This window comes from Colwellia hornerae, from assembly GCF_007954355.1.
In the GTDB taxonomy this organism is placed as follows: domain Bacteria; phylum Pseudomonadota; class Gammaproteobacteria; order Enterobacterales; family Alteromonadaceae; genus Colwellia_A; species Colwellia_A hornerae.
Genome location: NZ_VOLR01000019.1, coordinates 34,571 through 57,827, shown reverse-complemented (window position 1 = coordinate 57,827; position 23,257 = coordinate 34,571). Strand labels below are relative to the sequence as shown.

General features: G+C 37.9%; 23 protein-coding genes. 7 read left to right on the top strand and 16 right to left on the bottom strand.

Translation table 11 applies throughout. From position 1 onward, the window contains the following. Positions 1-12: 12 nt before the first annotated feature. The gene (locus ESZ26_RS13700; RefSeq protein WP_146800039.1) at positions 13-645 is read right to left on the bottom strand and encodes an AhpA/YtjB family protein; all 633 of its coding nucleotides are present in this window, start codon (positions 643-645) and stop codon (positions 13-15) included. Positions 646-751: 106 nt separating this feature from the next. On the opposite strand from ESZ26_RS13700, the gene serB reads away from it, so the two are divergent. Then, entirely contained in the window at positions 752-1,810 is a 1,059-nt protein-coding gene (serB, locus tag ESZ26_RS13695; RefSeq protein WP_223271642.1) for a phosphoserine phosphatase SerB, read from the top strand. Between the two features lie 4 nt (positions 1,811-1,814). On the opposite strand, the gene ESZ26_RS13690 is transcribed toward serB, so the two are convergent. The 14 genes from ESZ26_RS13690 to ESZ26_RS13625 all read right to left on the bottom strand — a co-directional run bounded on the left by ESZ26_RS13690 (position 1,815) and on the right by ESZ26_RS13625 (position 17,762). After that, entirely contained in the window at positions 1,815-4,283 is a 2,469-nt protein-coding gene (locus tag ESZ26_RS13690; RefSeq protein WP_146800038.1) for a PilZ domain-containing protein, read from the bottom strand. A gap of 770 nt (positions 4,284-5,053) precedes the next feature. Beyond that, positions 5,054-5,275 (bottom strand): (Na+)-NQR maturation NqrM, encoded by a 222-nt coding sequence (gene nqrM, locus ESZ26_RS13685; RefSeq protein ID WP_070376020.1) that lies wholly within the window; start codon positions 5,273-5,275, stop codon positions 5,054-5,056. Between the two features lie 62 nt (positions 5,276-5,337). Beyond that, the gene (locus ESZ26_RS13680; protein WP_146800037.1) at positions 5,338-6,369 is read right to left on the bottom strand and encodes an FAD:protein FMN transferase; all 1,032 of its coding nucleotides are present in this window, start codon (positions 6,367-6,369) and stop codon (positions 5,338-5,340) included. A 228-nt stretch (positions 6,370-6,597) separates the two neighbouring features. Then, positions 6,598-7,821: an NADH:ubiquinone reductase (Na(+)-transporting) subunit F gene (gene nqrF / locus ESZ26_RS13675; RefSeq protein ID WP_146800036.1), complete on the bottom strand. Its 1,224-nt coding sequence runs from the start codon at positions 7,819-7,821 to the stop codon at positions 6,598-6,600. Between the two features lie 74 nt (positions 7,822-7,895). After that, positions 7,896-8,519 (bottom strand): NADH:ubiquinone reductase (Na(+)-transporting) subunit E, encoded by a 624-nt coding sequence (nqrE, locus tag ESZ26_RS13670; protein ID WP_146800035.1) that lies wholly within the window; start codon positions 8,517-8,519, stop codon positions 7,896-7,898. A 4-nt stretch (positions 8,520-8,523) separates the two neighbouring features. Next, a complete protein-coding gene (locus tag ESZ26_RS13665; protein ID WP_146800034.1) occupies positions 8,524-9,147 on the bottom strand; it encodes an NADH:ubiquinone reductase (Na(+)-transporting) subunit D in 624 nt (207 codons plus the stop codon). Continuing rightward, positions 9,147-9,929, bottom strand: a complete 783-nt coding sequence (locus ESZ26_RS13660; RefSeq protein WP_146800033.1) for a Na(+)-translocating NADH-quinone reductase subunit C — start codon at positions 9,927-9,929, stop codon at positions 9,147-9,149. The genes ESZ26_RS13665 and ESZ26_RS13660 overlap by 1 nt, the downstream gene beginning before the upstream one ends. After that, positions 9,922-11,133 carry an NADH:ubiquinone reductase (Na(+)-transporting) subunit B gene (locus ESZ26_RS13655; protein ID WP_146800032.1) on the bottom strand — a complete coding sequence of 404 codons (1,212 nt, stop codon included), beginning with the start codon at positions 11,131-11,133 and terminating at the stop codon, positions 9,922-9,924. The genes ESZ26_RS13660 and ESZ26_RS13655 overlap by 8 nt, the downstream gene beginning before the upstream one ends. Before the next feature lie 2 nt (positions 11,134-11,135). Continuing rightward, entirely contained in the window at positions 11,136-12,473 is a 1,338-nt protein-coding gene (locus ESZ26_RS13650) for a Na(+)-translocating NADH-quinone reductase subunit A (protein ID WP_146800031.1), read from the bottom strand. Between the two features lie 388 nt (positions 12,474-12,861). Then, complete coding sequence (fabV, locus tag ESZ26_RS13645; protein WP_146800030.1) at positions 12,862-14,052, bottom strand: enoyl-ACP reductase FabV; 1,191 nt, start codon at positions 14,050-14,052, stop codon at positions 12,862-12,864. Between the two features lie 171 nt (positions 14,053-14,223). Next, a complete protein-coding gene (locus tag ESZ26_RS13640) occupies positions 14,224-15,330 on the bottom strand; it encodes a TRAP transporter substrate-binding protein (RefSeq protein WP_146800029.1) in 1,107 nt (368 codons plus the stop codon). Between the two features lie 17 nt (positions 15,331-15,347). Then, positions 15,348-16,733, bottom strand: coding sequence for a TRAP transporter large permease (locus ESZ26_RS13635; protein ID WP_146800028.1), 1,386 nt, complete (start codon positions 16,731-16,733; stop codon positions 15,348-15,350). After that, entirely contained in the window at positions 16,733-17,281 is a 549-nt protein-coding gene (locus tag ESZ26_RS13630) for a TRAP transporter small permease subunit (RefSeq protein ID WP_146800027.1), read from the bottom strand. The genes ESZ26_RS13635 and ESZ26_RS13630 overlap by 1 nt, the downstream gene beginning before the upstream one ends. Positions 17,282-17,438: 157 nt before the next feature. Then, positions 17,439-17,762, bottom strand: coding sequence for a BolA/IbaG family iron-sulfur metabolism protein (locus ESZ26_RS13625; protein ID WP_146800026.1), 324 nt, complete (start codon positions 17,760-17,762; stop codon positions 17,439-17,441). A gap of 254 nt (positions 17,763-18,016) precedes the next feature. Between ESZ26_RS13625 and ESZ26_RS13620 the strand changes: the two genes are divergently transcribed. The 6 genes from ESZ26_RS13620 to ESZ26_RS19265 all read left to right on the top strand — a co-directional run bounded on the left by ESZ26_RS13620 (position 18,017) and on the right by ESZ26_RS19265 (position 22,542). Further along, positions 18,017-19,168, top strand: coding sequence for a methyltransferase (locus ESZ26_RS13620; protein WP_146800025.1), 1,152 nt, complete (start codon positions 18,017-18,019; stop codon positions 19,166-19,168). 16 nt (positions 19,169-19,184) lie between these two features. Beyond that, positions 19,185-19,781, top strand: a complete 597-nt coding sequence (locus ESZ26_RS13615; protein WP_146800024.1) for a YajG family lipoprotein — start codon at positions 19,185-19,187, stop codon at positions 19,779-19,781. Positions 19,782-19,814: 33 nt separating this feature from the next. Further along, positions 19,815-20,396, top strand: coding sequence for a peptidylprolyl isomerase (locus ESZ26_RS13610; protein WP_146800023.1), 582 nt, complete (start codon positions 19,815-19,817; stop codon positions 20,394-20,396). Between the two features lie 261 nt (positions 20,397-20,657). Further along, entirely contained in the window at positions 20,658-20,987 is a 330-nt protein-coding gene (locus ESZ26_RS13605; RefSeq protein WP_146800022.1) for a hypothetical protein, read from the top strand. Positions 20,988-21,097: 110 nt separating this feature from the next. Next, positions 21,098-22,372: an AmpG family muropeptide MFS transporter gene (locus ESZ26_RS13600; protein WP_146800021.1), complete on the top strand. Its 1,275-nt coding sequence runs from the start codon at positions 21,098-21,100 to the stop codon at positions 22,370-22,372. After that, positions 22,369-22,542, top strand: a complete 174-nt coding sequence (locus tag ESZ26_RS19265; protein WP_170246384.1) for a hypothetical protein — start codon at positions 22,369-22,371, stop codon at positions 22,540-22,542. The genes ESZ26_RS13600 and ESZ26_RS19265 overlap by 4 nt, the downstream gene beginning before the upstream one ends. A gap of 151 nt (positions 22,543-22,693) precedes the next feature. On the opposite strand, the gene ESZ26_RS13595 is transcribed toward ESZ26_RS19265, so the two are convergent. Next, a complete protein-coding gene (locus ESZ26_RS13595) occupies positions 22,694-23,242 on the bottom strand; it encodes a YkvA family protein (RefSeq protein WP_146800020.1) in 549 nt (182 codons plus the stop codon). Between the last annotated feature and the right edge of the window lie 15 nt (positions 23,243-23,257).

Here is a 23,257-nt window from a genome sequence, read left to right as displayed (position 1 = left end):
AGCAAAATAGGCTTAATTCAATCTTTTATCTTTTTCCCCTAATCGAAATCCTTGGCGACTGAAGCGATTAAGACCGCGAGTCAGTAGAAAACCGACCACGCCTGCTATTATCATCATTACACGTAACAGCGTAAATTGTTGATCATTGTTTTTTAATAACTTAGTGGTTAAGTAGTTTTTGTCTAAGGTTAAACGCACATATCCCATTAACTTTTCTTTACGGATTTCACTAACGAAGGGCACTGAGAATTCACTCTTATTTAATTTATGTTCAGACAAACCAAAAAGAGCTCTTACACTTTTTGCGTTTTGACTACTAATAATTAATTGCCCTGATAAATCATAGAGATGGATTTCTTTTATCACCTCTGAATGCTGTAATTCATCTACATAGGTTTGTAATAATTGTCGGCTTTCTTTCGTTTTAACTTCGCTGGTTAATACCGATAAGCCTGCCGAGACTTGTTGCAGATACTGCTGACCAACATCATAGAAATTTTGTTCAATACTTTGCTTATTTTGCGTTTGGCTATATATCCATAAATTCATTAACACGACAATAAAGACAATCGCTATAGCTAATTGCATAATTTTATTATAAATGGATGATAATTTAGGGTATAAAGGCTGTTCTATTTGTGTCATAAGCACTACAAATGTATTAATTTCAACTTTACGTTCATTTTTATACTATAGCATTATTCATTGAAAATAATCGCTAAAACTATCATACACCTAAAAAGGCGGTACCGTGTCAATTGCTATTCAACGTTTTCCTCTTGAACATATTCAACAACTTAGCTTAGCTGAGTTTATTTCTTCGATAAAATCAGAAAAATGTTTACCTTGCTTTGCCACTTTTGAAGATAATTACTGGCGAGTTGATCAACATTTTACCCAACAACAGGGCAGCAAAGAGTGTTTAGATGAAAATAAACACCCGGCAACATCCCTGGAACTTGTCGTTTTCAGTGAAATTAATCTTAATTTGCTTAGTAACTTAATTATGCAATGCCAACTATCAATTTTGGCGGTAAATGCTATTAATGTTAGAAATAATCTTACCAGCTATCGCTTTATGGTCACTTGTACGAACTTAAAAGCCGCAAGAGAAAACTTAGTCAACTTTACCCTCGACAATAAAATAGAAGCGGCACTTATTGAAAACGCGCCTACATTATCTAAGCCAGGAATTTTGGTTATGGATATGGATTCAACCACCATAGAAATTGAGTGCATCGATGAAATAGCCGTACTTGCGGGTGTTGGTGAACAAGTGGCAGCAGTTACCGAACTGGCCATGCTTGGTGAACTTGATTTTGCACAAAGCTTGCACCAACGAGTCGCTACCCTGAAAGGTTCATCAGAAAATATACTTGCTGAGGTCGCCAATAATATCCCGTTAATGGCTGGTTTAGAGGTACTTGTTAAGGCATTAAAAGCGCATGGCTGGAAAATTGCTATTGCCTCTGGTGGTTTTACTTATTTTGCTGATCATTTAAAAAACTTGTTGGCACTTGATGCCGCTCACGCAAATATCTTAGAAATTATTGACGGTAAATTAACCGGTAAGGTTTTAGGTAATGTGGTGGACGCACAAGCAAAAGCAGATTGTTTAGTCGCTTTACAAAAAGAATTTAATTTGCCTAAAGAGCAAACCGTTGCTATGGGTGATGGTGCCAACGATTTAGTGATGATGGCTGCTGCACATTTAGGTGTGGCATTTCATGCTAAGCCGCTGGTTTTAGCAAAAGCAGACAGTGCCATTAATGCTGATGGTCTTGATTGTCTTTTGCATTGGTTAGCGTAGCGCTTTAAAGAACGTCTGTTAGCAGTTCATGACGAACTAAGGTTTCTTGAGTAATATCAAGAAACTGAATAATGCCAGCAACGCTCCAAATGTCTTGCTCTATTTGTTTGCCGCGGTGAATAGCATAGGAACTGATGTAACTTAATTCTGGATTTAAATAATCCATATCAGGATCATCAGTTCGAGAGAGCTTAACCTGGACACAAAAGAATAAACCACGACTTAATGCCCGAGTTATAAACATCCGCTGCAACATCGGCGACTCTAATTCGTTTAATGTTTTGGTTGTGACTGCTTGATCAATTACTTTATTGTCTAAATTTACAGCAATATATAGTGTCTCAACGACCGGAACATCATCGGTTTGCATTTTTTTCAATGGTAACGTTAAGGTACTAGTTGCTTGTAAGTTATTGAGCAAAGGGTATAAGTTAAACTGTAATGGCGAATCACTTAACTGCTTCATCACCGGCAGTAACTTATCTTTTACCGTACCACAAACGATAGCTTCGAGTTTATAACGACTACCACTGCTTTGTACCATTAATGAGGGAATAGTTAGACTTCTGCTGTAAATATTTCTTAATGCCTTGGCAAGGCCAGGTATCATCAAGGCATATTCATCGGGGGTTAACTTATCACGATTTTTAGTAATTAACGCCTTAAAAAACGCTCTCCCCATATGCTGATGCTTTTCAACATAGACGCGTAAGTTCAGTATAGTTTTATTTTTATTAACCCGCATAACTTCATAAGGCAAGCCTTTTAAATCGAAGGCTGAAGTGATTTTTTGTAAGCCAGGAAAAGTTAAATAGACGACATCACCCTTGTTTAACACCGAAGCTTTATCGAGTTCCAATTTTAAACCTAACACTGAAAAATCATGTGACTTGCCCGAACAGCGAACACCTTCAATTTCAAGTTCAACCGGTGTTACATATTTAAACCTTGCCTCTTGTCTTTGATTTTTATAGTTAATACCTACTTCATCCATCATTAGTGGTGATGTTAAGCGTTTATGACCAAAGTTTTTTAAACGGGTAGTTTCAATATTTTTAAATGAAAGTTGTTGGTACTGCTTAGTTGACACATTATTGGTTACATCATTAGCGACCACAATACTTTGCAGGTTATGAAGCGTTTCTATTGCATCATCAGGAATAGGCAGATTTAAATATTCGTTCTTTTTTGTCAGCGTATTAGATAACGTTAATGGAGAATGTGCTTTATCTATATCAACGTCCATAATCGATAGTTGGGTAATAGCAAAACTTGGCTTTGACGCAGCAAAACCTAGAAATTGTTTTTTGAATTCAATATCATCATTTAATTGCTGTACATCTGCCGTATAAAAAAAGTGTTTCCCTTGGCTTTTGTGGACGAAACTATAAACTAATAATGATTTGCCTAAAGCTTGGGCTTTTCTCATGCTCAGTAGACGTTCTGCTGTTATTAGACAGTACAAGGTAGAGTGGCGGTTTTCATCTTGCCAATACTGAAAGGTTGCTTGGTTATTATGACAAGTAAGTGCGTATCTCGGTAAAACCTCGCCTTTTTTATCTTCTATAAATATCGGTAATTCATTCAATTTTGGTAAAGAAAATTGCTCAAAGCTACGAGATTGAATAGCATTAATCGTATTATCTAAGTTAACTTTATAACGGCGTTTATTACCTTGGATAAAGCCCTGAAGAAAGGCTTGAAAACCGTCAACGCGCTTATCTTTCGAGTAAACCCTCTTACATCCAAGTAACTGAGTTTTTTCAACTTTTTGAATATTTTTAACTTCAAAATCAAAGCTTTTTTCTTGGCCAAATTGAAACTCGTCTTCGAGACCGCGAAAACGAATACTTATAAGTTGTCCAATCGTGATGATATTTGAAAAATTAAAACGAAATTTACAGCCCTCAACACTAATATCTGAGCTAGTACATTCGTATTCTTTTTTATCATTTTCAAGCTGTATTTCTAAAGTAATAGCGAAGTTCATTCGCTCTTCATTACGATTATGATACGGACCAAACGTGAACAAAGTTGCCGGATATTGAGTTTTTTCAAAAACCTTAGTAACTTTAGTCGTTTCAGCCGGTACCGGTTTACCCATATTACTTTTTTCTTTTTGATAAATAACCCGAAAGTTATTTTCGGTATTCATTACCGCCTCATAAACACCAAAAGTATATCCTTGATAAAAGCCGATATTTTCTTGATAAACTTTCATCGCAATATCATCAAGATAGTGAACGCGTCCATCATGTTCAAAAGATCGACATTCACCATCAACATGTCCGCGCAAATCAATTAAACGCGTACAAGCAACCGCTAAACGCTTAAGCTCCATTTTCAGCAAAAAGCGATCGGTTTTTAGGATATGTTGAGTCATCGCAGAGAAATTTGTTTCAAAATCGTTTTTTAAAACATTTCCACGAAACTGTTCAATTATCTTTTGGTACTTTAAAAAGTCTGTAGTCATTTCTGCTTTAGTTCTTTGTAGTAACACTTGTGATATGCAAGGAGTTGAAAGTAATAATTATTTACCTTCTATTAAGTAAATCTACTATAAATTAATTTGTAATGAAATAACATCAGCAACAAAAATCATAATAATCATTAAAACTAAGATGTTATCTAGATACTAGCGTATATTACAAATAATAAAGCAATAATTATGCCCAAAATGGTAAATAATCGTTAAAGCTCAACCAAGATATCTCTTTAGTGATTTTACAACTAAGTGCGCACGGTGATTAAGTCCTTATAATGCCCTCAAGCCTACAAAATTAACGCTAATTTTAAAATTCGGAGAGTCGTGCTAATTTATCCCATATTGTTGTCACAGCGAGTTGGAGAGCGTTAACAATACAAACTTTTGACACTATTCGCCTTATTGACTTAGCGTTAATCTGGATTTTAGCCTTCATTCAAGCTTTATAATCGAACACGACCAAAAGCATTCGTTGTCTTTGCTGAGTTTGGCTTATCGGGGATGAATGTCTAGTACCCTATCAGAACCATGTATCAATGCAGCGACTAAGCAGGGTTTAAAGAGTCAAATGGTGCTTTAAAAAATCTGGTGAAATTAGCGCTATGGCAGGTATTCGTGTGAAAGAATAAAATGCAGCCGGATAAGTTATTGCAGTAAATAAAGCATTAACAAATATTTTGCACGGGTGACAGCAAAAAATACCTACCGCTAAATAGGTACTTATTATATTGATAGAGGAAAAACTACGGTTTACTTAATTAGATGATTTTTATATCAATCATCTGTTCTTTAGCCGCAGCAATACGTTCGCGCTCTTGGCGTTTCTCACAAGGGTTATCACAATTACACGACTTATCTATTCCCACTGTCGCTAAACCGCCACAACTACCTGCTAATGATTTTTGTTGAAAAATATAGCCAACCGACATGGCAACTACAACGACAAGAAAAAAACCTAACGTGATCATAAATATCATCATAAAACTAACCTACTAATTTTCTTATTTATTAAGATGAACAAACGGTAACTCGCCTTAGCCAGTTACTTTAAATATTGCATGAATTTTACCGTGCTTTGCTCAACAAAGCCATGTTCTGTTTTAGCAATAATGTACGCAGCTATGCCATTTTTCTCGGCAAAGGCAATTGCTTTTGCTTCGCCCATAACCATCATAGCCGTTGACAGACCGTCGGCAGTCATCGATGAAGAATGAATAACCGTTACTGAGACTAACTTATGATTAATCGGTTTACCTGACTCTGGATCAATAATATGTGAAAAGCGTTTGCCATTAGCTTCATGATAATTGCGGTAATCACCTGACGTCGCCACCGCATTATTCTTAGGTATTATCACTTGATAGACAGAGCGCTGCTCACCACTTGCGTCTTGGATAGGTTTTTCAATAGCGACATGCCAAAGCTCGCCAGTATGTTTGAAACCTTTCAGACGCATTTCTCCACCAATTTCTATCAGGTAGTTGTTAATGCCCTTTTCTTCTAAATATTCTGCGACTAAATCAACGCCATAACCTTTGGCTATGGTTGATAAATCGACATAAAGACTAGGTGTTTTTTTAGATAATTTATTCCCGATTAACACTAGCTTTGATAAACCTATTCGTTGACGTGCCAACAGTAAGGCTTCATCGCTTGGCACGATATCAGGTTGATATTCTGGACCAAAGCCCCACAGGTTAACTAATGGACCGACAGTAACATCGAGCGTACCTTCACTTAAATCACCTAAACGAATCGCTTCTTTAATGACACGTTGTAACCCTACTGATATTTTAATAGGTGCTAGTGATGTTGATTTATTAAAGCGTGATAATTCAGAGTCGGCAATATAAGTCGACATTTCCTGATTTAATTGCACCAATAAAGCATCGATACCTAAATGTATTTTTTTCGTGTCAACCGTGTTATTTTCAATCACCACTTTAATGTTATAAGTGGTACCCATGGTGCTACCCTGCAGTAACATTTCTTGCTTACTTAAATCACTACTTGGGAAGCACCCTGCTAAAAATATCAGCATAAAGCCGATAATGACTACTTTCAGTTTAATCATTTTGATACCCATAAATTTATTATTTAGGTAAAGCGTCTATAAAAAACGCCTTATATAAATAATAAAAGACGACCAAAGCCGTCTTTTACCATGCACTATTATCAAGTGACTTTTAACTCAAAACGAGTTCACTTTAAAACAATGAGATGGCGCGGTGTTGACCATTGTCAACAAGCACCTTATCTACCGCTATTAAGTGAAATAGCTAAGAACTAAACGTGGCGAATACTATCCGCCGAAGTCATCTAACATGATGTTCTCGTCTTCTACGCCAAGATCTTTAAGCATATGAATAACGGCAGCATTCATCATTGGAGGACCACACATGTAGTACTCACAATCTTCCGGTGCTTCATGATCTTTTAAGTAGTTTTCATAAAGTACATTATGAATAAAACCTGTCATGCCTTCCCAGTTATCTTCTGCTTGTGGGTCAGATAACGCAACATGCCATTTGAAGTTATCATTATCAGCCGCTAAGCCATTATAATCGTCTTCATAGAACATTTCGCGTTTAGAGCGAGCGCCATACCAGAACGACATTTTACGTTTAGATTGTAAACGTTTAAGTTGATCAAAGATGTGTGAACGCATTGGTGCCATACCTGCACCACCACCGATAAATACCATTTCGTTATCAGTTTCTTTCGCAAAAAACTCACCAAATGGACCAGAGATAGTCACTTTATCACCAGGCTTAAGACTGAAGATATATGATGACATTTTACCTGCTGGTAAATGTAAACGTCCTGGAGGCGGCGTAGCAATACGCACGTTAAGCATAATAATGCCTTCTTCTTCAGGATAGTTAGCCATTGAGTATGCACGTAACGTTGGTTCATTAACTTTTGATTCAACATCAAAAAAGCCAAAATGGTTCCAATCGCCTTTGTACTGGTCATCAATATCAAATTCACTGTATTTAACGTGATGAGCTGGGGCTTCTATTTGAATATAACCACCGGCTTTAAACGGTACAGATTCACCGTTGGGTATTTGAAGTTTAAGTTCTTTAATGAAAGTTGCTTGGTTATCATTAGAGATAACTTCACATTCCCATTGTTGAACACCAAAGATTTCATCTTCTACTTCAATGACCATGTCTTGCTTAACAGCAACCTGACAGGCTAAACGACAACCTGTTTTAGCTTCACGCTTGGTGATATGACCGGTTTCAGTTGGTAAAATATCACCACCACCTGAATGCACATCAACACGACATTGACCACAGGTACCACCACCACCACAAGCCGAAGGAATAAAAATCCCTTGATCTGCTAAAGCGCCAAGAAGCTTGCCACCAGCAGCGGTTACTACTGATTTTTTCGGGTCGCCATTAATACTAATCGTTACGTCACCTGAAGAGACTAACTTAGATTTAGCAAATAAAATCACTAAAACTAACGCTAGAACAATCGCGGTAAACATCGATATGCCGAGAATGATTTCCATCGACTTTTCCTTAAATTATCTAGGGCCTAAGCTCAAATTACTTATGGTAATAAGTCACTTAGACCGATATTTGCCTAAAGTGAAATACCACCAAAAGAAAGAAAGCCAAAAGCCATCAATCCAGCGGAGATAAATGTGATACCTAAACCTTTCAAACCGTCTGGCACGTCAGAATATTTCATCTTCTCACGTATAGCAGCCAACAACACAATAGCTAGCATCCAACCGACACCAGATCCAATGCCGTAAACAACACTTTCACCTAAGGTTAAGTTTTTCGCTACCATGAAAGATACCGCACCAAAAATCGCACAGTTAACCGTGATTAAAGGTAAAAATATGCCTAAGGCTTGATACAAAGCTGGAAAATATTTATCTAAAATCATTTCCAAAATTTGTACTAAAGCGGCAATAACACCAATAAAGGTAATAAATGATAAAAAGCTTAAATCAATTGAATCTTTCTGCTCGGTAACACCCATCATGCTATCTAAAGCACCTGGCGCTAATATAGCTTGATAGATAATTTGGTTAGCTGGAACCGCTAGACCTAATACCACAACAACCGCAACACCAAGACCAATGGCTGTGCTTACTTTCTTAGACACAGCTAAGAAAGTACACATACCCAAGAAGAAGCTTAACGCCATATTTTCAATAAATATGGTTTTAATAAAAATACTTAAATAATGTTCCATGAGGCTAATCCTTCTCTACTTGTTCTGGTTTCCACTGGCGTACAGCCCAGATAATTAAACCAATAATGAAGAATGAACTAAATGGTAAGACTAATAAGCCATTACCTTGGTACCAACCATCGTTTTGAACTAATTTAAATACTTCAATACCAAAGATTTCACCAAAACCAAATAATTCACGGAAAAAAGCAACAATCATCAAGACCGCACCGTAACCTAAACCGTTACCAATACCATCTAAAAAGCTAACACCCGGCTTTTCTTTCATGGCAAAAGCTTCTGCACGGCCCATTACAATACAGTTAGTAATGATCAAGCCAATGAAAACTGACAACTCTTTTGACAACTGATAAGAGAAGGCTTTTAACACTTGGTCAACGACAATTACCAATGACGCTATAATCGCCATTTGCACAATAATACGCACACTTGATGGTATATGATTACGCACAAGTGAGATAAAGAAGTTAGAAAAACCAGTCACTAGCATTACCGCTATGGTCATAACCAAAGCGTTTGCCATTGAGCTTGTTACCGCTAAAGCAGAACAAACACCCAGTACTTGTAAGGCGATAGGGTTGTTATCTACAATAGGTCCAAATAGTACTTTTTTAGTATCTGAAGACATTAGTTCAACCCTCCTTTGCTAGCAACACTACGGAATTTAGTAATAAAAGGTCCATAACCTTGCTCGCCTAACCAAAAATGTAAGGTGTTTTGCACGCCATTACTGGTTAATGTAGCACCTGACAATGCATCAACGCCGTGAATATCACCGGCTTTAGCACCACCTTTAATCACTTTAATAACCACTTCACCGCTATCGTTGTACATTTTCTTACCTGGCCATAAAGCTTTCCACTTAGGGTTAAGTACTTCTGCACCTAAACCAGGAGTTTCCTTTAAGTCAGAATAAATAAGACTACGAACAGTATTTAAATCTGGCGCTAAACCAACATAACCGTACATTAAATCCCATAACCCTGAACCAACAATAGGTAAAACCAAAGTATTTAACTGGCCTTGCTCATTATTAACTAAATAGACAACAGCGTTATTAGCACGTCGGTTAATACCTGCGGTATCGTTAGTAAGCTTTGAGCTTTTAGCGGCATTACGAGCGTCTGCACGTTCGTCAAATATATCAGTGTTACCTTCAATGATTTTCCCTGAATCTAGGTCAATCATTTTAGCAACAACATATTTGTTGTAAGTACCAACAATATCAGTACCTGCCTTTTCTAATAAGCCAGAAGCTTCAAGAATTTTAGTTTGCTTATCAAGTAGTTTATTAGCTTGTTGTAGTGGTTTTAAGCTAATCGCAGCAACAGAGACTAGCGCAGCACAAACCAGACAAACTAAAAATACAAAGCCGATTGTTTTAATTGGAGTTTCTTTATTACTAGACATTACGAGCGAGCCTCCGTTTGATATTCCCTTGAACAACAAAATAGTCGAAAAGAGGGGCGAATAAATTAGCGAATAAAATAGCTAACATAATTCCTTCAGGGTATGCCGGGTTAACTACACGTATCAGCACAACCATTACGCCAACTAATGCACCAAACCAGTATTTACCGGTATTAGTAAAAGACATAGTGACAGGGTCAGTAGCCATAAACATCATACCAAAAGCAAAACCGCCGGTAACTAAATGCCAGTACCATGGCATAGCAAACATTGCGTTAGTATCGCTACCAATACTGTTAAACAGTAATGAGGTAAACACCATACCAGCGAAAACACTTAAAACAATACGCCACGAAGCAATACCTTTATAGAGAATGTATGCACCACCTAGGAAAATAGCAGCCGTTGACACTTCACCCATAGAACCTGGGATAAAGCCCAAGAATGCATTCCACCAGTTAGTATTGATTGCAAAATCAACCGAACCTGGAATTGCTGCTGCTGCTGCACTTAATGGTGTTGCACCTGAGTAACCATCAATGGCAACCCAAACAGCATCACCTGAAAGTTCGCCTGGATAAGCAAAAAATAGAAATGCTCGACCAGCTAGCGCAGGGTTCAAGAAGTTTTTACCTGTACCACCAAATATTTCTTTAGCAATAACAATACCGAAAGTAATACCGATAGCAACTTGCCATAATGGAATTGTTGCCGGGAGTATCAAGGCAAACAAAATTGAGCTAACAAAGAAACCTTCGTTAACTTCATGCTTACGCACTGACGCAAATAAAACTTCCCAAAAGCCACCAACAATAAAGGTAGTCGCATAAATAGGTAAGAAGAACATTGCCCCATAAAGCATCATGCCAAAGACACCAGAGTCAGCAGATAAGCTACCTCCAAGGAATTCGAACAAGCCTACTTGCCAAGTATCTGGTAAGGCATAACCGGCAGCTAAAGCATCAGCTGCTTGAAAACCAATGTTGTACATACCAAAAAACATAGCAGGAAAAACAGCTAACCATACCGTGATCATGATACGTTTTAAGTCAATACTATCACGAACATGGGTAGCACCCTTGTTCACTTGACCAGGAGTAAATAAACCAGTGGCTACAGCTTCATACAAAGCGTACCACGTTTCTAGCTTACCGCCTTTTTCAAATTGCGGTTCAATATCTTCAATAAACTTTTTCAAGCCCATGACTAACCTTCCTTCTCTATTGTGGTTAGGCATTCACGAAGAATAACGCCGTAATCTGTTTTGCCAGGGCAAACAAATGTACATAAGGCTAAGTCTTCTTCATCAAGCTCTAAAGCACCAAGTTGCTGCGCGCTGTCGGTATCACCGGCACATAAATCACGCAATAACATTGTTGGGAGAATATCTAATGGCATAACACGTTCAAAGTTGCCAATTGGCACCATGGCACGAGGACTACCGTTAGTTGTAGTGGTCATATTGAATAATTTCTTTGGAAAGAAATGAGACATATATGCACGTGTTACCGAGAATTTATTAGGTCCAGGATACATATAACCGATAAATTCTTTTTCGCGACCTTCTAAAATCAACGAAATTTGGACATGGTAACGACCTAAGTAGGCGTGAACACCTTTCGAGCTTGCACCTGAAAGTAAAGAGCCCGATACAACACGTAATTCACCGTCAGCGCATTCGCCAGCAATTAATTCGTCGGTATTTGCGCCTAAAATAGTACGCACTAACCGTGGGTTCTTCGCAGCAGGACCAGCAAGTGAAATAATACGGGTGTTATTTAACTCACCGGTAATAAATAACTGTCCGAAAGCAATAACATCTTGATAGCCTAAGCTCCATGCAAACTTATCTGCACTGACCGGTTTTAAAAAGTGCATGTGTGTGCCAACTAAACCAGCAGGATGTTTCCCTGCAAATTCGTTAACTTGCACATTAGCTTCAACGGGAATATTAGCACCCGGCGCTTTACTAACAAATACTTCACCACTCGTTAAACGAGTAAGAATCGTCAAGCCATTCTTGAAGGCTTCACTTTGTTCATTAATAATCACTTCAGGGTCAGCGGCTAGTGGATTTGTATCCATTGCACTAACAAAAATCGCGGCTGGCGTTGAATCAACGGCAGGAACTTTACTAAATGGACGTGTACGCAATGCTGTCCACAAACCTGAATTAACAAGGTTATCAACAACATCTTGACGTTTTATTGAGCTAAGTTCATTCGCTGTGTATGAAGGAAATGTAATTTGTTCATCGCCGTCAATTTTAATAACGACTGATTGCAAAACACGTTTTTCACCACGGTTGATTTCTTTAACAACACCGGCAGCATGAGCTGTGAATTTAACGCCAGGGTTCTTTTTATCTTCAAAAAGAATCTGACCTTTTTTAACACGATCATCCACTTTAACAAACATGGTTGGTCGCATACCCACAAACTCTTCACCTAATGTTGCAACGGTTTTGATGGCGTTGCCATCATGGATTACCTGCTGGGGAGAACCAACGACAGGAACATCCAGACCTTTTTTTATTGTAATCATAAACACATGCACTACTTTTGATGGGAGTATCAAAACCAATTATCTACTTACCTAAGCAAACTATTTTACGATAACTCGTAATGAATATTATTTAGGTTAAGCAAATTATCGATTTCAGTGTATTTCAGTAAGTACTTCTTTCTTGGCAACAAGGGCAGTTGCTTAAGAATAAAAAAGACCCACTGGCTCTAAGTTAAAATTTCTGGCGCGATTTTAACACAAAAACTCTCAGGCTATCTAGGCTCTCAGTTACTTTAAATTACAATTTAGTTGAATATCATTGATTTCGCTCATTTATCAGCCAAAAAATTTATAAGACCTAAAAAAACCGACATGTTATGTCGGCTTTTATTATTGAAGCTCATTAGATAACAATAAAAGTTAACCGCTATAGCAGATGTTTAATCTCTGTCATTGTATTAACATCAGCTTCGTAATCAACACCAGCAACACTAAAGCCAAATAACTTCAAAAATTCTTGATGATAACCAACATAATCAGTTAACTCATCAATATTATCAGAATCGACTGTATTCCAAATATCTGTCACGCGTTTTTGAACGCTGTCTTCAAGCTCTTTATGATTTTGACGGTAACGATTTTGATCATCTAAACGCGGTGTTTCGCTGTAGATATTGTCGACAAATAGGTTCTGAATTTGTTCAATACAACCTTCGTAAGTACCATCTGCTTTCATCACTTTAAACATTGCTGAAATATAAAGTGGCATAATAGGTATCGCTGAACTGGCCTGAGTAACAACCGCATTTAATGAAGTAACATGCGCTTCCCCCTTGAGGTTAGCGGTCGCATGATTAATTGCCGATGCAGCACGGTCTAAGTCTTCTTTCGCTTTACCAATAGTCGCTTTGCCGTATATTGGCCAAGTTAATTCTTTACCGATATAAGTGTAAGCAACTGATTTAAATCCCTTTGAAAGAACGCCAGCATCATTCAATGCTTTAATCCATAGTTCCCAGTCAGCGCCGCCCATTACATCAATGGTGCCTTGTATTTCGGCTTCATTTGCTGCTTCAACAGAAATTTCATCGATAACACGCTTTGAGGTATTTAGATTTTTAGTGGTTACGCTTTGGCCAATAGGTTTAAGCGTTGAAGAATAAACTTCACCAGTATCAGGATCGGTGCGACGAGGAGAAGCAAGTGAGTAGACAATTAAGTCAATTTCGCCTAATTCAGCTTTAATCGTTTCAATAGCTTTTGCTTTAATTTCGTGCGAAAACGCATCACCATTAATATTTTTAGACCAAAGGCCGGCTTGCTCAGCTGCTTTTTGAAACGCTGAAGTATTGTACCAACCCGCACTGGCTGTTTTCTTTTCAGTGGGTGGTTTTTCAAAGAAAATACCTAATGTTTTAGCATTATTACCAAATGCAGCTGTTATACGTGAAGATAAACCATAGCCAGTAGATGAACCTATAACCAAAACATTTTTTGGCTTAGCGTTAGCCTGTTGATGAGATTTAACATAAGAAATCTGCTCATTGACATGAGCTTCACAGCCCGTTGGGTGTGCATTTGTACAAATAAAACCACGAATTTTAGGTTTGATAACCATAAGAAGACCTTTTAATTAATACTATTTTTATCGCCAAACAACTTGGCAATTTAGTCATTATTCAATATTTATTGCGACATAAATTTAAAAATTGTCGCATAGTTTACGCTACTAAAAAGAATACGAGGTATGACCAGTGTATATTTATCTCTAAATCAATGACCAAAGCAGTTATCTATTTTGATAATAAGCTTTTAAGGTTAAATCATTATACTCTCGCATCGAGGCTAAAAACGCACTATACGACTGCCATACTTTTGCAAAACCAGCATCATTAGCCACTTGCTCGGCCAAAACTTCTTCGGTGAAACCTTTTAGCGCTTTCATAATCTCAGGTGGAAATTCACGTAATTTAACCTGATGCTCTTCGACTAACGTTTTTAACGCAATATTATTACGCGCATTGTATTCATCAAGCATATCTTGATTAACGGCACGAGCCGCTACTTCAACAATCTTCTGTAGATCGCTAGGTAATTCAGCGAGCGCTTTAGCATTAACTAAAAATTCTAAATTCGTACCGGTTTCATGCCAAACTGAACTGTAATAGTATTCAGCAGCCTGATGAAAACCAAACGCTAAATCATTATAAGGCCCTACCCACTCAGACGCATCAATAGCACCGCTTTGTAATGATGAAAATATTTCGCCTCCGGTAAGGGTAACAGGTACCCCGCCAGCGCGCTTAAGTACTTCACCACCAAGTCCTGGAATACGCATTTTCAAACCTTTTAAGTCTTCCATTGAGTTGATTTCTTTTTTAAACCAACCTGCAAACTGAGCACCTGAATTACCGCCAGCCATAGGAACAATACCAAAAGGTTGATAAAGCTCTTGCCACAAAGCTAAACCACCACCGTAATGTAACCAAGCATTGAACTCAGTTGCTGTCATACCAAATGGAATAGCACCAAAAATAGGTGATGCAGGTATTTTCCCTTTCCAGTAATATGCACCACTATGCCCCATCTGTACGGTACCTTGTGATACGGCATCAAAGACTTCAAATCCTGGTACTAATTCGCCCGCACCATAAACCTTGATGGTTAATCGACCATTACTCATTTCATCAACGTATTGTGAGAATCGCTCAGGCCCCATGCCTAAACCCGGAAAGTTTTTAGGCCATGAGGTAACCATTTTCCACTGATAGTTTTTTGCAGCGACCTCGGCCACGTTAACTGATGATGAATTTTTTTCTTCACCACAGGCATTCAATAAAAATATGCTCGATACAATTATTAAGGTCAGCTTTTTAAAGCTATTTTTTATATTCATTTTCACTACTTCCTTTTCTATCCATAAATAACATCAGGTAACCATGTTATTAATTCAGGCCATAACGCCAAGATTAATAACAAAAATAGTTGTATCACGATAAACGGAATAACACCGCGATAAATGTCAGCCGTTCGGATGGCTTTATCGGCGACACCACGTAAATAAAACAGGGCAAAACCGAAAGGTGGCGTTAAGAACGACGTTTGTAAATTAATCGCGATCATGATGCCTAACCAAATTGGATCAAGCCCCATGGCTAGTAATATAGGCGCCACGATAGGAACCACAACAAAGGTAATTTCAATAAAATCTAAAATAAAGCCCAGTAAAAAGATAACCAGCATGACAATCAGTGTTGCCCCAACAAGCCCACCCGGCATTTGTACAAAGAACCCCTGAATCAACTCTTCACCGCCAAATCCTCTAAAGACTAAAGAGAACAATGACGCACCAATGAGAATTAAAAAGACCATTGAAGTGATTTTCAAGGTATTTTGCATCACTGCGGTTAAATTAGTTAAGGTCAGCTGTTTTTGCCATAGTGCCAACATTGTAGCTCCCATAGCCCCAACGCCCGCAGCTTCTGTCGGTGTTGCAAAACCAAAAAGAATAGAACCTAAAACAGCAAACATCAGTAATAAAGGAGGAATTAACGCACTAAAAACCACCTGAAGCCTTGTTTTCCCTTGAGCAAGACTTATTACGTCAGCCACTTTTATACTGGGCACCAACTGCGGTTTAAAAACAGCAAGACCGATACAATAAGCCATATAGAGCAAAACTAAGATAAACCCGGGAATAACTGCACCGGCAAACAAGTCGCCAACAGAGACTGTTTCAGGGCTAAAAATCCCCATGTCGAGTTGTGCTTTTTGGTAGGCACTCGATAAGACATCGCCCAATAAAACTAAAGCAATCGATGGAGGAATAATTTGCCCAAGTGTTCCGGTAGCGCAAATAATTCCAGTAGAAAATTTCACGTCATAACCACGCTTTAACATGGTCGGTAGTGATAATAACCCCATAGTTACTACTGTAGCACCGACAATACCTGTACTCGCCGCCAGTAACATGCCCACTAAAATAACAGAGATACCTAAGCCGCCCCGATACTTGCCAAATAGCATTGTCATAGCATCTAGGAGATTTTCAGCGATTTTTGAGCGTTCTAACATTGAGCCCATAAAGACAAATAACGGTACCGCCAGTAATGTTTGATTATTAATGACACCATATAAACGGCTGGGTAATGCGCCTAAAAAAGCGGGGTCAAATACCTCAAGACTAGTGCCGAGCCCAGCAAACAATAACGCTGTTCCAGCTAACGATAACGCCACCGGGTAGCCCAGTAATAAAACCATACAAACCACAGCAAACATTACTAATGCTAAATATTCCATTATTTAGTGACTTCTTTTTCTAATTGCAAAGGCTTACTTTTTGATAAAAGTATTTGTAAATTCCGGCAGATTTCAGCGATTCCTTGCAGTGACATTGTTATAGCCATAATCAGCAACAAACTTTTACTCAGATAAACAAATGGTAAACCGCCAGCTTCAGGAGATCTCTCCATAATTCGCCATGCGCTGGCAACATAATCAAAACTAATATAAAAAATAAAAATACAAACAGGAAGTAACAGCAATAAAGCACCAAAAAGATTAACTAACGCCTTTACTTTTATTGAAAAATTTTGATAGAAAATATCGACCCGAACGTGACCATCAGCTTTTAGCGTGTAAGCGGCACCCAGCATAAATACTGTACCATGAAAGTACAAAACAGATTCTTGCATCGCAATCCAACCAATATTAAAGCCATACCGCAACACAACAATAAAAAAAGTGAGCAAAACCATCAGTAATGTTAGCCATGAAATTATTTTTCCGGTGTTATCAGTGACTCTGTCGATAAAGTCCGTTAGATGAGCTAACCAATTGAGTAACATACCTGTTTCCAATATTATTCGTTTATTTATTTTATCAGTTAGAATAAATAACAGGTATTTAACGAGAAGTGAATATAATAATGAAGATGGGATTAGATAAAGGGGAAAAACGCTAATAATTGTTAATTAGCGTTTTTAGATCGTCCATTGAATAATATTATGACGATTTTTTTCCGCCACCTAAGCATTTGGGCGACAGAGGGGTATTATCAGCATAATACTTATCCCACTCGTCTTTAGTGTAAGTATGAAGCGCTAACGCATGTATTTTTTCAGCAAGCTCTGTTGAAAGCAATGAATTAATGGCACGGTGGCGTTTGATCAAACGCTCTCCGATAAAGTCGTCCGTAACAATAATCACTTTAAAATGAGACTCACTGCCCGGCGCAACATTATGTTGATGGCTTTCATTAATTACATCGAGATGTATTGGAGAAAATGCAGAAAGAAGTTTTTGTTCTATTACGGCTTCAATGGTCATTATTATATCCCTGATGTGTTTCTTCTATAGTAGAATAATTTTAGTTTGTTACACACAATATGCCATCAGTCTGGATGGCTATTTTAGTTTTACTGGTATTAATGGCGAGTAAACAGTTGGCTTTATTGACAAAAAAACTTTCATTTATTTCTAAAATAGTTTTTAAGCGCTTAAAGCAACTATCACTGGCTCAATTCCCTATATTTTGTCACAATAGCTGATATTCTTCTAGGTGAAAATCGAACCTCTTCATTATGATCAGCCCTTTTATTGTTAACGCAGATGGCGTTTACGACAAGAACCTTTTTTTAGATCGCTACCCCGTAGGTCAAGTTAACCGAGCACTGGTTGCTTGGGATTCAGCCGACGAATATTTAATTAATTATGTTAATGAGCAAAATTTAGCGGATAGCCAGCACAACTTATTAATTTTCAATGATAGTTTTGGCGCTATTACGGCTAACTTTACCCAGTCACATGTGACTTCGGTTTCCGACTCTTGGATAAGCCATCAGGGGTTACAATATAATATTGAGCAAAACGGTTTGTCGCTTGACAATATTAGCCAAATAACGAGTTTGGATGAACTACCCGATAATATTACCGTGGTGCTGTATAAGATACCTAAAAGTAAATCATTAATGATTGATCAACTTTTATCTATTAAAGCTAAATATGATCAAAAACTTATTTTTATTGCTAGCGATAAAGCGAAAGATATTCATAGTTCAACATTAAAATTATTTGAAAAATATTTAGGGACAACAAAAACGTCTTTAGCGGTAAAGAAAGCACGCTTAGTATTCTCTCAACTTGATAACAAGCAAGTATTCTCTTCGCCTTTTCCGATAATTTGGCCGTTAGAAGATAGCCCTTTTATTATCAGTAATCATTCAGGGGTTTATGCGCGTGAAAAACTTGATATTGGTGCCCGCCACTTTATTAAGCATCTTCCTGAAGTCAAAGCAGGCAGTCGTGTTATTGACTTAGGCTGCGGTAATGGTGTGATTGGCTTAGCAGTGTTAGCTGAGCAACCTGAGGCATTAGTTACTTTTGTTGATGAATCTTATATGGCTGTTGACTCTGCCAAGACTAATATCGGTAAAAATTTACCTGAGCAACTCGAGCAATGTCAGTTCATGATAAATGACTGCTTAGCCGACGTGGAGCCCAATAGTGTTGATTTGATTTTGTGTAACCCTCCTTTCCACCAGCAAAACGCAACCACTGACCATATCGCTTGGCAGATGTTTCGTGATAGCCATCGAGCATTAAAGAATGGCGGTGAGTTACGCATTATTGGTAATCGACAACTCGGTTACCATATTAAACTTAAAAGACTTTTTGGTAATGAAAAACTGATTGCCAGTAATGATAAATTTGTCACGCTTTCATCAATAAAATAATGGAGTTAATCAGATCATGAAAAATATACTCATTAACAATAAAATTAAAACATTAGCCGCAACAACTTTACTGCTTGTATTGACAGCTTGTGCCAACAAGCCAACTTACGTGGTTATTGCTCCTGATTTAAGCATAAATAATAGTGCATCGAGCCAAGGTGCCTATCAAAATAAACAAGCGAGTTTAACGGTCACTGATTTGCGAAGTGCTCAGCATGTTGTGCAAGTTTTAAGAAAAGATGAAGCGGCAGAGGTCTATTCAAGCCAGCAACCTTTAAACCGTATTATTGAGGAGGCGTTAACTGCTGAATTTAAAAAACAGGGCTTAGAAATTACCGCTCAAGCAGGAAATGTAATTGAAATAATTATTGATAATGGCTTGAGCAGCGTGCAACAAGAAATGATAAAATATCAAGTTAACAATGAACTCGTGATCCGTGTAACCGTGAATAATGGTTCACAAACGTTGAGCAACACCTTTAAAGTTCGCGGTACCAGTGAAGGTCCATTGAGTGCAGATATTGCGGTATTAGAGCGTGATTTTAGTCAACAACTGACTCAGTTGTTATCACAAGTTATTACTAACAGTGAAATTCAGCGCTTTATAAAGTAATTTTTAACAATCTGTTTAAAAGAAGAAATGATAATGAAAGGTTTATTTTTTTTACTTATATTTTTATCTGGCACTCTATCAGCAAATAATATTGCCATTGATCCGAATAACTTATTTCCAAAAGTGAAATTAGAAACGTCAAAAGGAGTGATTATTGTTGAATTAGATCGTATTCGCGCCCCGTTAACTGTTGATAATTTTTTAATGTATGTGGTGAAAGGTGAATATAACAATACGATTTTTCATCGCATCGTTTCAGATTTTATCGTACAAGGCGGCGGCTATGATGAAAACTTCAATTTTAAAAAAGTCAGTGGAAATATTGTTAATGAATCTGGTAATGGTTTAAAAAATGAACGTGGTACGATTGCTATGGCAAAAGAAAATCGCCCGCACACTGCCAATCGTCAATTCTTCTTTAATACGGTAGACAATAAAAGTTTAGATCCTGGTCGCCGTTGGGGATATACCGTCTTTGGCGCAATTGTTGAAGGCCAAGCAGTTGTTGATGAAATGAATTTAGCGAAAACACAGTACAGCGATGCAATGGGCTGGGATGATGTGCCCGTAGAACCTATCACCTTAATTAAAGCGACCTTACTGCCAGAAGAATAAATTTTCCCGATAAAATTTTAGCTATAAATTATGGTCAGCAGGTAAAATCTCTGACCATAATGATGTCATAATAAACACACTTTTTTGTACGTTCTTACAATTAAATCAAAATTAAATTGCCTACACCTTTGACAAACCGTTTTTAATCTACGATATATAAGGTAGTAAATAAACAATAACAACTGTTCATACAATTTCAATAAAGCGGTAGCTACTTTCCTACTTCCCATTATTTAAATACGAAAGTGAACTGAGGATGCTATGATAATTGAGCCGTTTATCAACGAAAAAACACTGCAAATAGCTTACTATATTAAGGCTGTTATTAACCAGTCATTACATTATACCGAACTCGACACATTCATCCTGGATACCATGGAAGAATGGACACTACTTAGGGTAAATGATGAGACCCCCAGTAGTGCAAAAGAGCGCGTTTTCTGGCACTTAGTTCATGAGATGAGTTTACACGGTGCTCAATCACTGAGTCATGACTTGTATTTTAAAAGTGAAATAACGACTTGTTTAGATTTTTTCACGGGTATTGGCAGCTATCCAATTGACTGTATTGGCTGGCGCCCGCTGCCTTAGATAAACTTTAGTAAAATTCCCGACACTTACTCACAGAACTCAAGAATAAACTTCTGTTTTCAATGACATTTTGATAGCCTATGCCTACTAAGATTTTTGTAGGCATATGCATGACCACTCGACAAACATTCAAAGAAGCTATTCTCAATAAAAGAATGTTGATTTGTATCTTTACCGGATTCACTTCGGGCTTGCCGTTATTTATTTTATACCAACTAGTACCTGGTTGGTTAAGATCTGAGGGAGTAAGTCTAGTTGAAATAGGTTTATTCTCATTAATTGGCATCCCTTATGTTTGGAAGTTTATTTGGTCGCCACTAATGGACAGATATTCATTTCCAATGTTAGGTCGGCGACGAAGCTGGATGCTAGCTACGCAAGTTCTATTACTGTTTTCTATTGCTGGTTTTGGTTTTATAGACCCTAATATTAATATTTGGTCTGTCGCTTACCTCGCCGCTGCTGTTGCTTTTTTCAGTGCCAGTCAAGATATTGTGCTCGATGCCTATCGCAGAGAGCTATTGCGCGAACACGAACTGGGTTTAGGCAATTCTATCCATGTACAGGCTTATCGTTTATCTGGCTTAGTGCCAGGCTCATTAGCTTTTATTTTGGCTGATCATATCAGCTGGCAATCAGTTTTCCTCATTGTTGCAGCGTTTATGCTAATAGGTATTTTACTGACTTTATGCATTAAAGAGAGCAAAAGCGAACATCTTGCTCCTAAAACATTACATGATGCGGTTGTGTTGCCCTTTAGAGATTTTATTTCTCGAAAAGGTTTACGCAGTGCCTTACAAATCCTAATGTTTTTATTTTTATACAAATTAGGCGACAGTATGGCGACCGCCCTGCAAACGCCCTTTTTTATAGACCTAGGTTTTACTAAAACAGAAATTGGCGTTGTTGCCAAAACAGCGTCGCTTATTGCCATGACTATTGGGCTTGCTGTTGGCGGTATCGTAATGATAAAGCTAAGTATAAACAAGGCATTATGGTTATTTGGCTTTGTACAGATCATTAGTATCTTAGGTTTTGCCGCTTTAGCAGAAATAGGTCATAACACTTATGCTTTAGCCTTTGCAATGGGTTTTGAGTACTTGGGCGTTGGCTTAGGCACAGCAGCATTCACTGCTTTTATAGCCAGAACAACCAACCCCGCTTTTGCTGCAACGCAATTTGCACTCTTTACGGCGCTAACCGCTTTACCCCGAACGTTTGCCAATGCCACTACGGGGCTTATTGTTGAGCAAATAGGTTGGACATCATTCTACTTTGTTTGTACTTTCCTCGCGATCCCAGGAATGCTAATGTTATTTAAAGTTGCTCCTTGGAGCGAAAAAGTCCCTTTCGACACAAAAAATAAAACCGAGGAATTAATATGATCAAATTGTTCTTTCTGCTGCCTATTATTATGTGCCTTTTTTGGTGGCGATATTTAGATGCTAAGGGCTTTAGTGTAAAAGAAGGTGTGAAAGGTTTTGCTTATATTATTGCTTTAAATACCGTACTCATTGGATTTTTAGTGGTAATGATATACGTTACTCACGGGTGACGGCGCCAGTTACCTTGATACCAAATCTGTCACCTGATACTTAAACAAGTTCAGCATGGCGGTTGCAGGAATCCTGGTGTTCACAATACATAAAAAAAGCTTACTCAAAAAATGAGTAAGCTTTTAAAATTCAATCTTTTTAAAGTAGGGTTTAAAAAACTGAACGAAATGATGAGCGACCACTACGACGAGTAGAACGACGGTTTCTCATACGGCTATGAAGTTCGCGACGTTTTGAATCTAGCCACTCTTCACGAGTAACTGTTACATCACCACTACGCCCTTCTTCACGGCTGCGGTAAGCACAAAATTCCTCAAATGCTTCAATATCGTCTTTCAGTTCTTCCGCAACTAATTCAATCATAATTGCGTCGTCTAAAAAGCCTAATACAGGGATATGATCGGGTACTAAATCTTCCGGATCACTAAAATAAGCCAATGCGCTTAGCACATCACTGCGCTCTTCTGCTGGAATTTTCCATTCAGAGTCTTCTATCATCGCCACTAAAGTTTCTAGCTTTTTAATGCGTTCGCTGACAAATTCTGGAACACTTCCTTTGATATCTTGGCTAATTTTTTTAGCATTGCTTAAAATAAGTGCTTCGCTAAGCTTTTCAGCTCCTGATTGTGCTTTACGCATTACATCACGGAAGTGGTCTAAGTCTGATTCTGTTAATTCAAATTTAACTTCAAACGCCATTATAATTCTCCTGTA

Bases quoted from the DNA above. Each gene is read 5' to 3' on its own strand.
- ESZ26_RS13700 (WP_146800039.1), bottom strand. From the start codon at position 645: ATGACACAAATAGAACAGCCTTTATACCCTAAATTATCATCCATTTAT.
- ESZ26_RS13690 (WP_146800038.1), bottom strand. From the start codon at position 4,283: ATGACTACAGACTTTTTAAAGTACCAAAAGATAATTGAACAGTTTCGT.
- nqrM (WP_070376020.1), bottom strand. From the start codon at position 5,275: ATGATGATATTTATGATCACGTTAGGTTTTTTTCTTGTCGTTGTAGTT.
- ESZ26_RS13680 (WP_146800037.1), bottom strand. From the start codon at position 6,369: ATGATTAAACTGAAAGTAGTCATTATCGGCTTTATGCTGATATTTTTA.
- nqrF (WP_146800036.1), bottom strand. From the start codon at position 7,821: ATGGAAATCATTCTCGGCATATCGATGTTTACCGCGATTGTTCTAGCG.
- nqrE (WP_146800035.1), bottom strand. From the start codon at position 8,519: ATGGAACATTATTTAAGTATTTTTATTAAAACCATATTTATTGAAAAT.
- ESZ26_RS13665 (WP_146800034.1), bottom strand. From the start codon at position 9,147: ATGTCTTCAGATACTAAAAAAGTACTATTTGGACCTATTGTAGATAAC.
- ESZ26_RS13660 (WP_146800033.1), bottom strand. From the start codon at position 9,929: ATGTCTAGTAATAAAGAAACTCCAATTAAAACAATCGGCTTTGTATTT.
- ESZ26_RS13655 (WP_146800032.1), bottom strand. From the start codon at position 11,133: ATGGGCTTGAAAAAGTTTATTGAAGATATTGAACCGCAATTTGAAAAA.
- ESZ26_RS13650 (WP_146800031.1), bottom strand. From the start codon at position 12,473: ATGATTACAATAAAAAAAGGTCTGGATGTTCCTGTCGTTGGTTCTCCC.
- fabV (WP_146800030.1), bottom strand. From the start codon at position 14,052: ATGGTTATCAAACCTAAAATTCGTGGTTTTATTTGTACAAATGCACAC.
- ESZ26_RS13640 (WP_146800029.1), bottom strand. From the start codon at position 15,330: ATGAATATAAAAAATAGCTTTAAAAAGCTGACCTTAATAATTGTATCG.
- ESZ26_RS13635 (WP_146800028.1), bottom strand. From the start codon at position 16,733: ATGGAATATTTAGCATTAGTAATGTTTGCTGTGGTTTGTATGGTTTTA.
- ESZ26_RS13630 (WP_146800027.1), bottom strand. From the start codon at position 17,281: ATGTTACTCAATTGGTTAGCTCATCTAACGGACTTTATCGACAGAGTC.
- ESZ26_RS13625 (WP_146800026.1), bottom strand. From the start codon at position 17,762: ATGACCATTGAAGCCGTAATAGAACAAAAACTTCTTTCTGCATTTTCT.
- ESZ26_RS13620 (WP_146800025.1), top strand. From the start codon at position 18,017: ATGATCAGCCCTTTTATTGTTAACGCAGATGGCGTTTACGACAAGAAC.
- ESZ26_RS13615 (WP_146800024.1), top strand. From the start codon at position 19,185: ATGAAAAATATACTCATTAACAATAAAATTAAAACATTAGCCGCAACA.
- ESZ26_RS13610 (WP_146800023.1), top strand. From the start codon at position 19,815: ATGAAAGGTTTATTTTTTTTACTTATATTTTTATCTGGCACTCTATCA.
- ESZ26_RS13605 (WP_146800022.1), top strand. From the start codon at position 20,658: ATGATAATTGAGCCGTTTATCAACGAAAAAACACTGCAAATAGCTTAC.
- ESZ26_RS13600 (WP_146800021.1), top strand. From the start codon at position 21,098: ATGACCACTCGACAAACATTCAAAGAAGCTATTCTCAATAAAAGAATG.
- ESZ26_RS19265 (WP_170246384.1), top strand. From the start codon at position 22,369: ATGATCAAATTGTTCTTTCTGCTGCCTATTATTATGTGCCTTTTTTGG.
- ESZ26_RS13595 (WP_146800020.1), bottom strand. From the start codon at position 23,242: ATGGCGTTTGAAGTTAAATTTGAATTAACAGAATCAGACTTAGACCAC.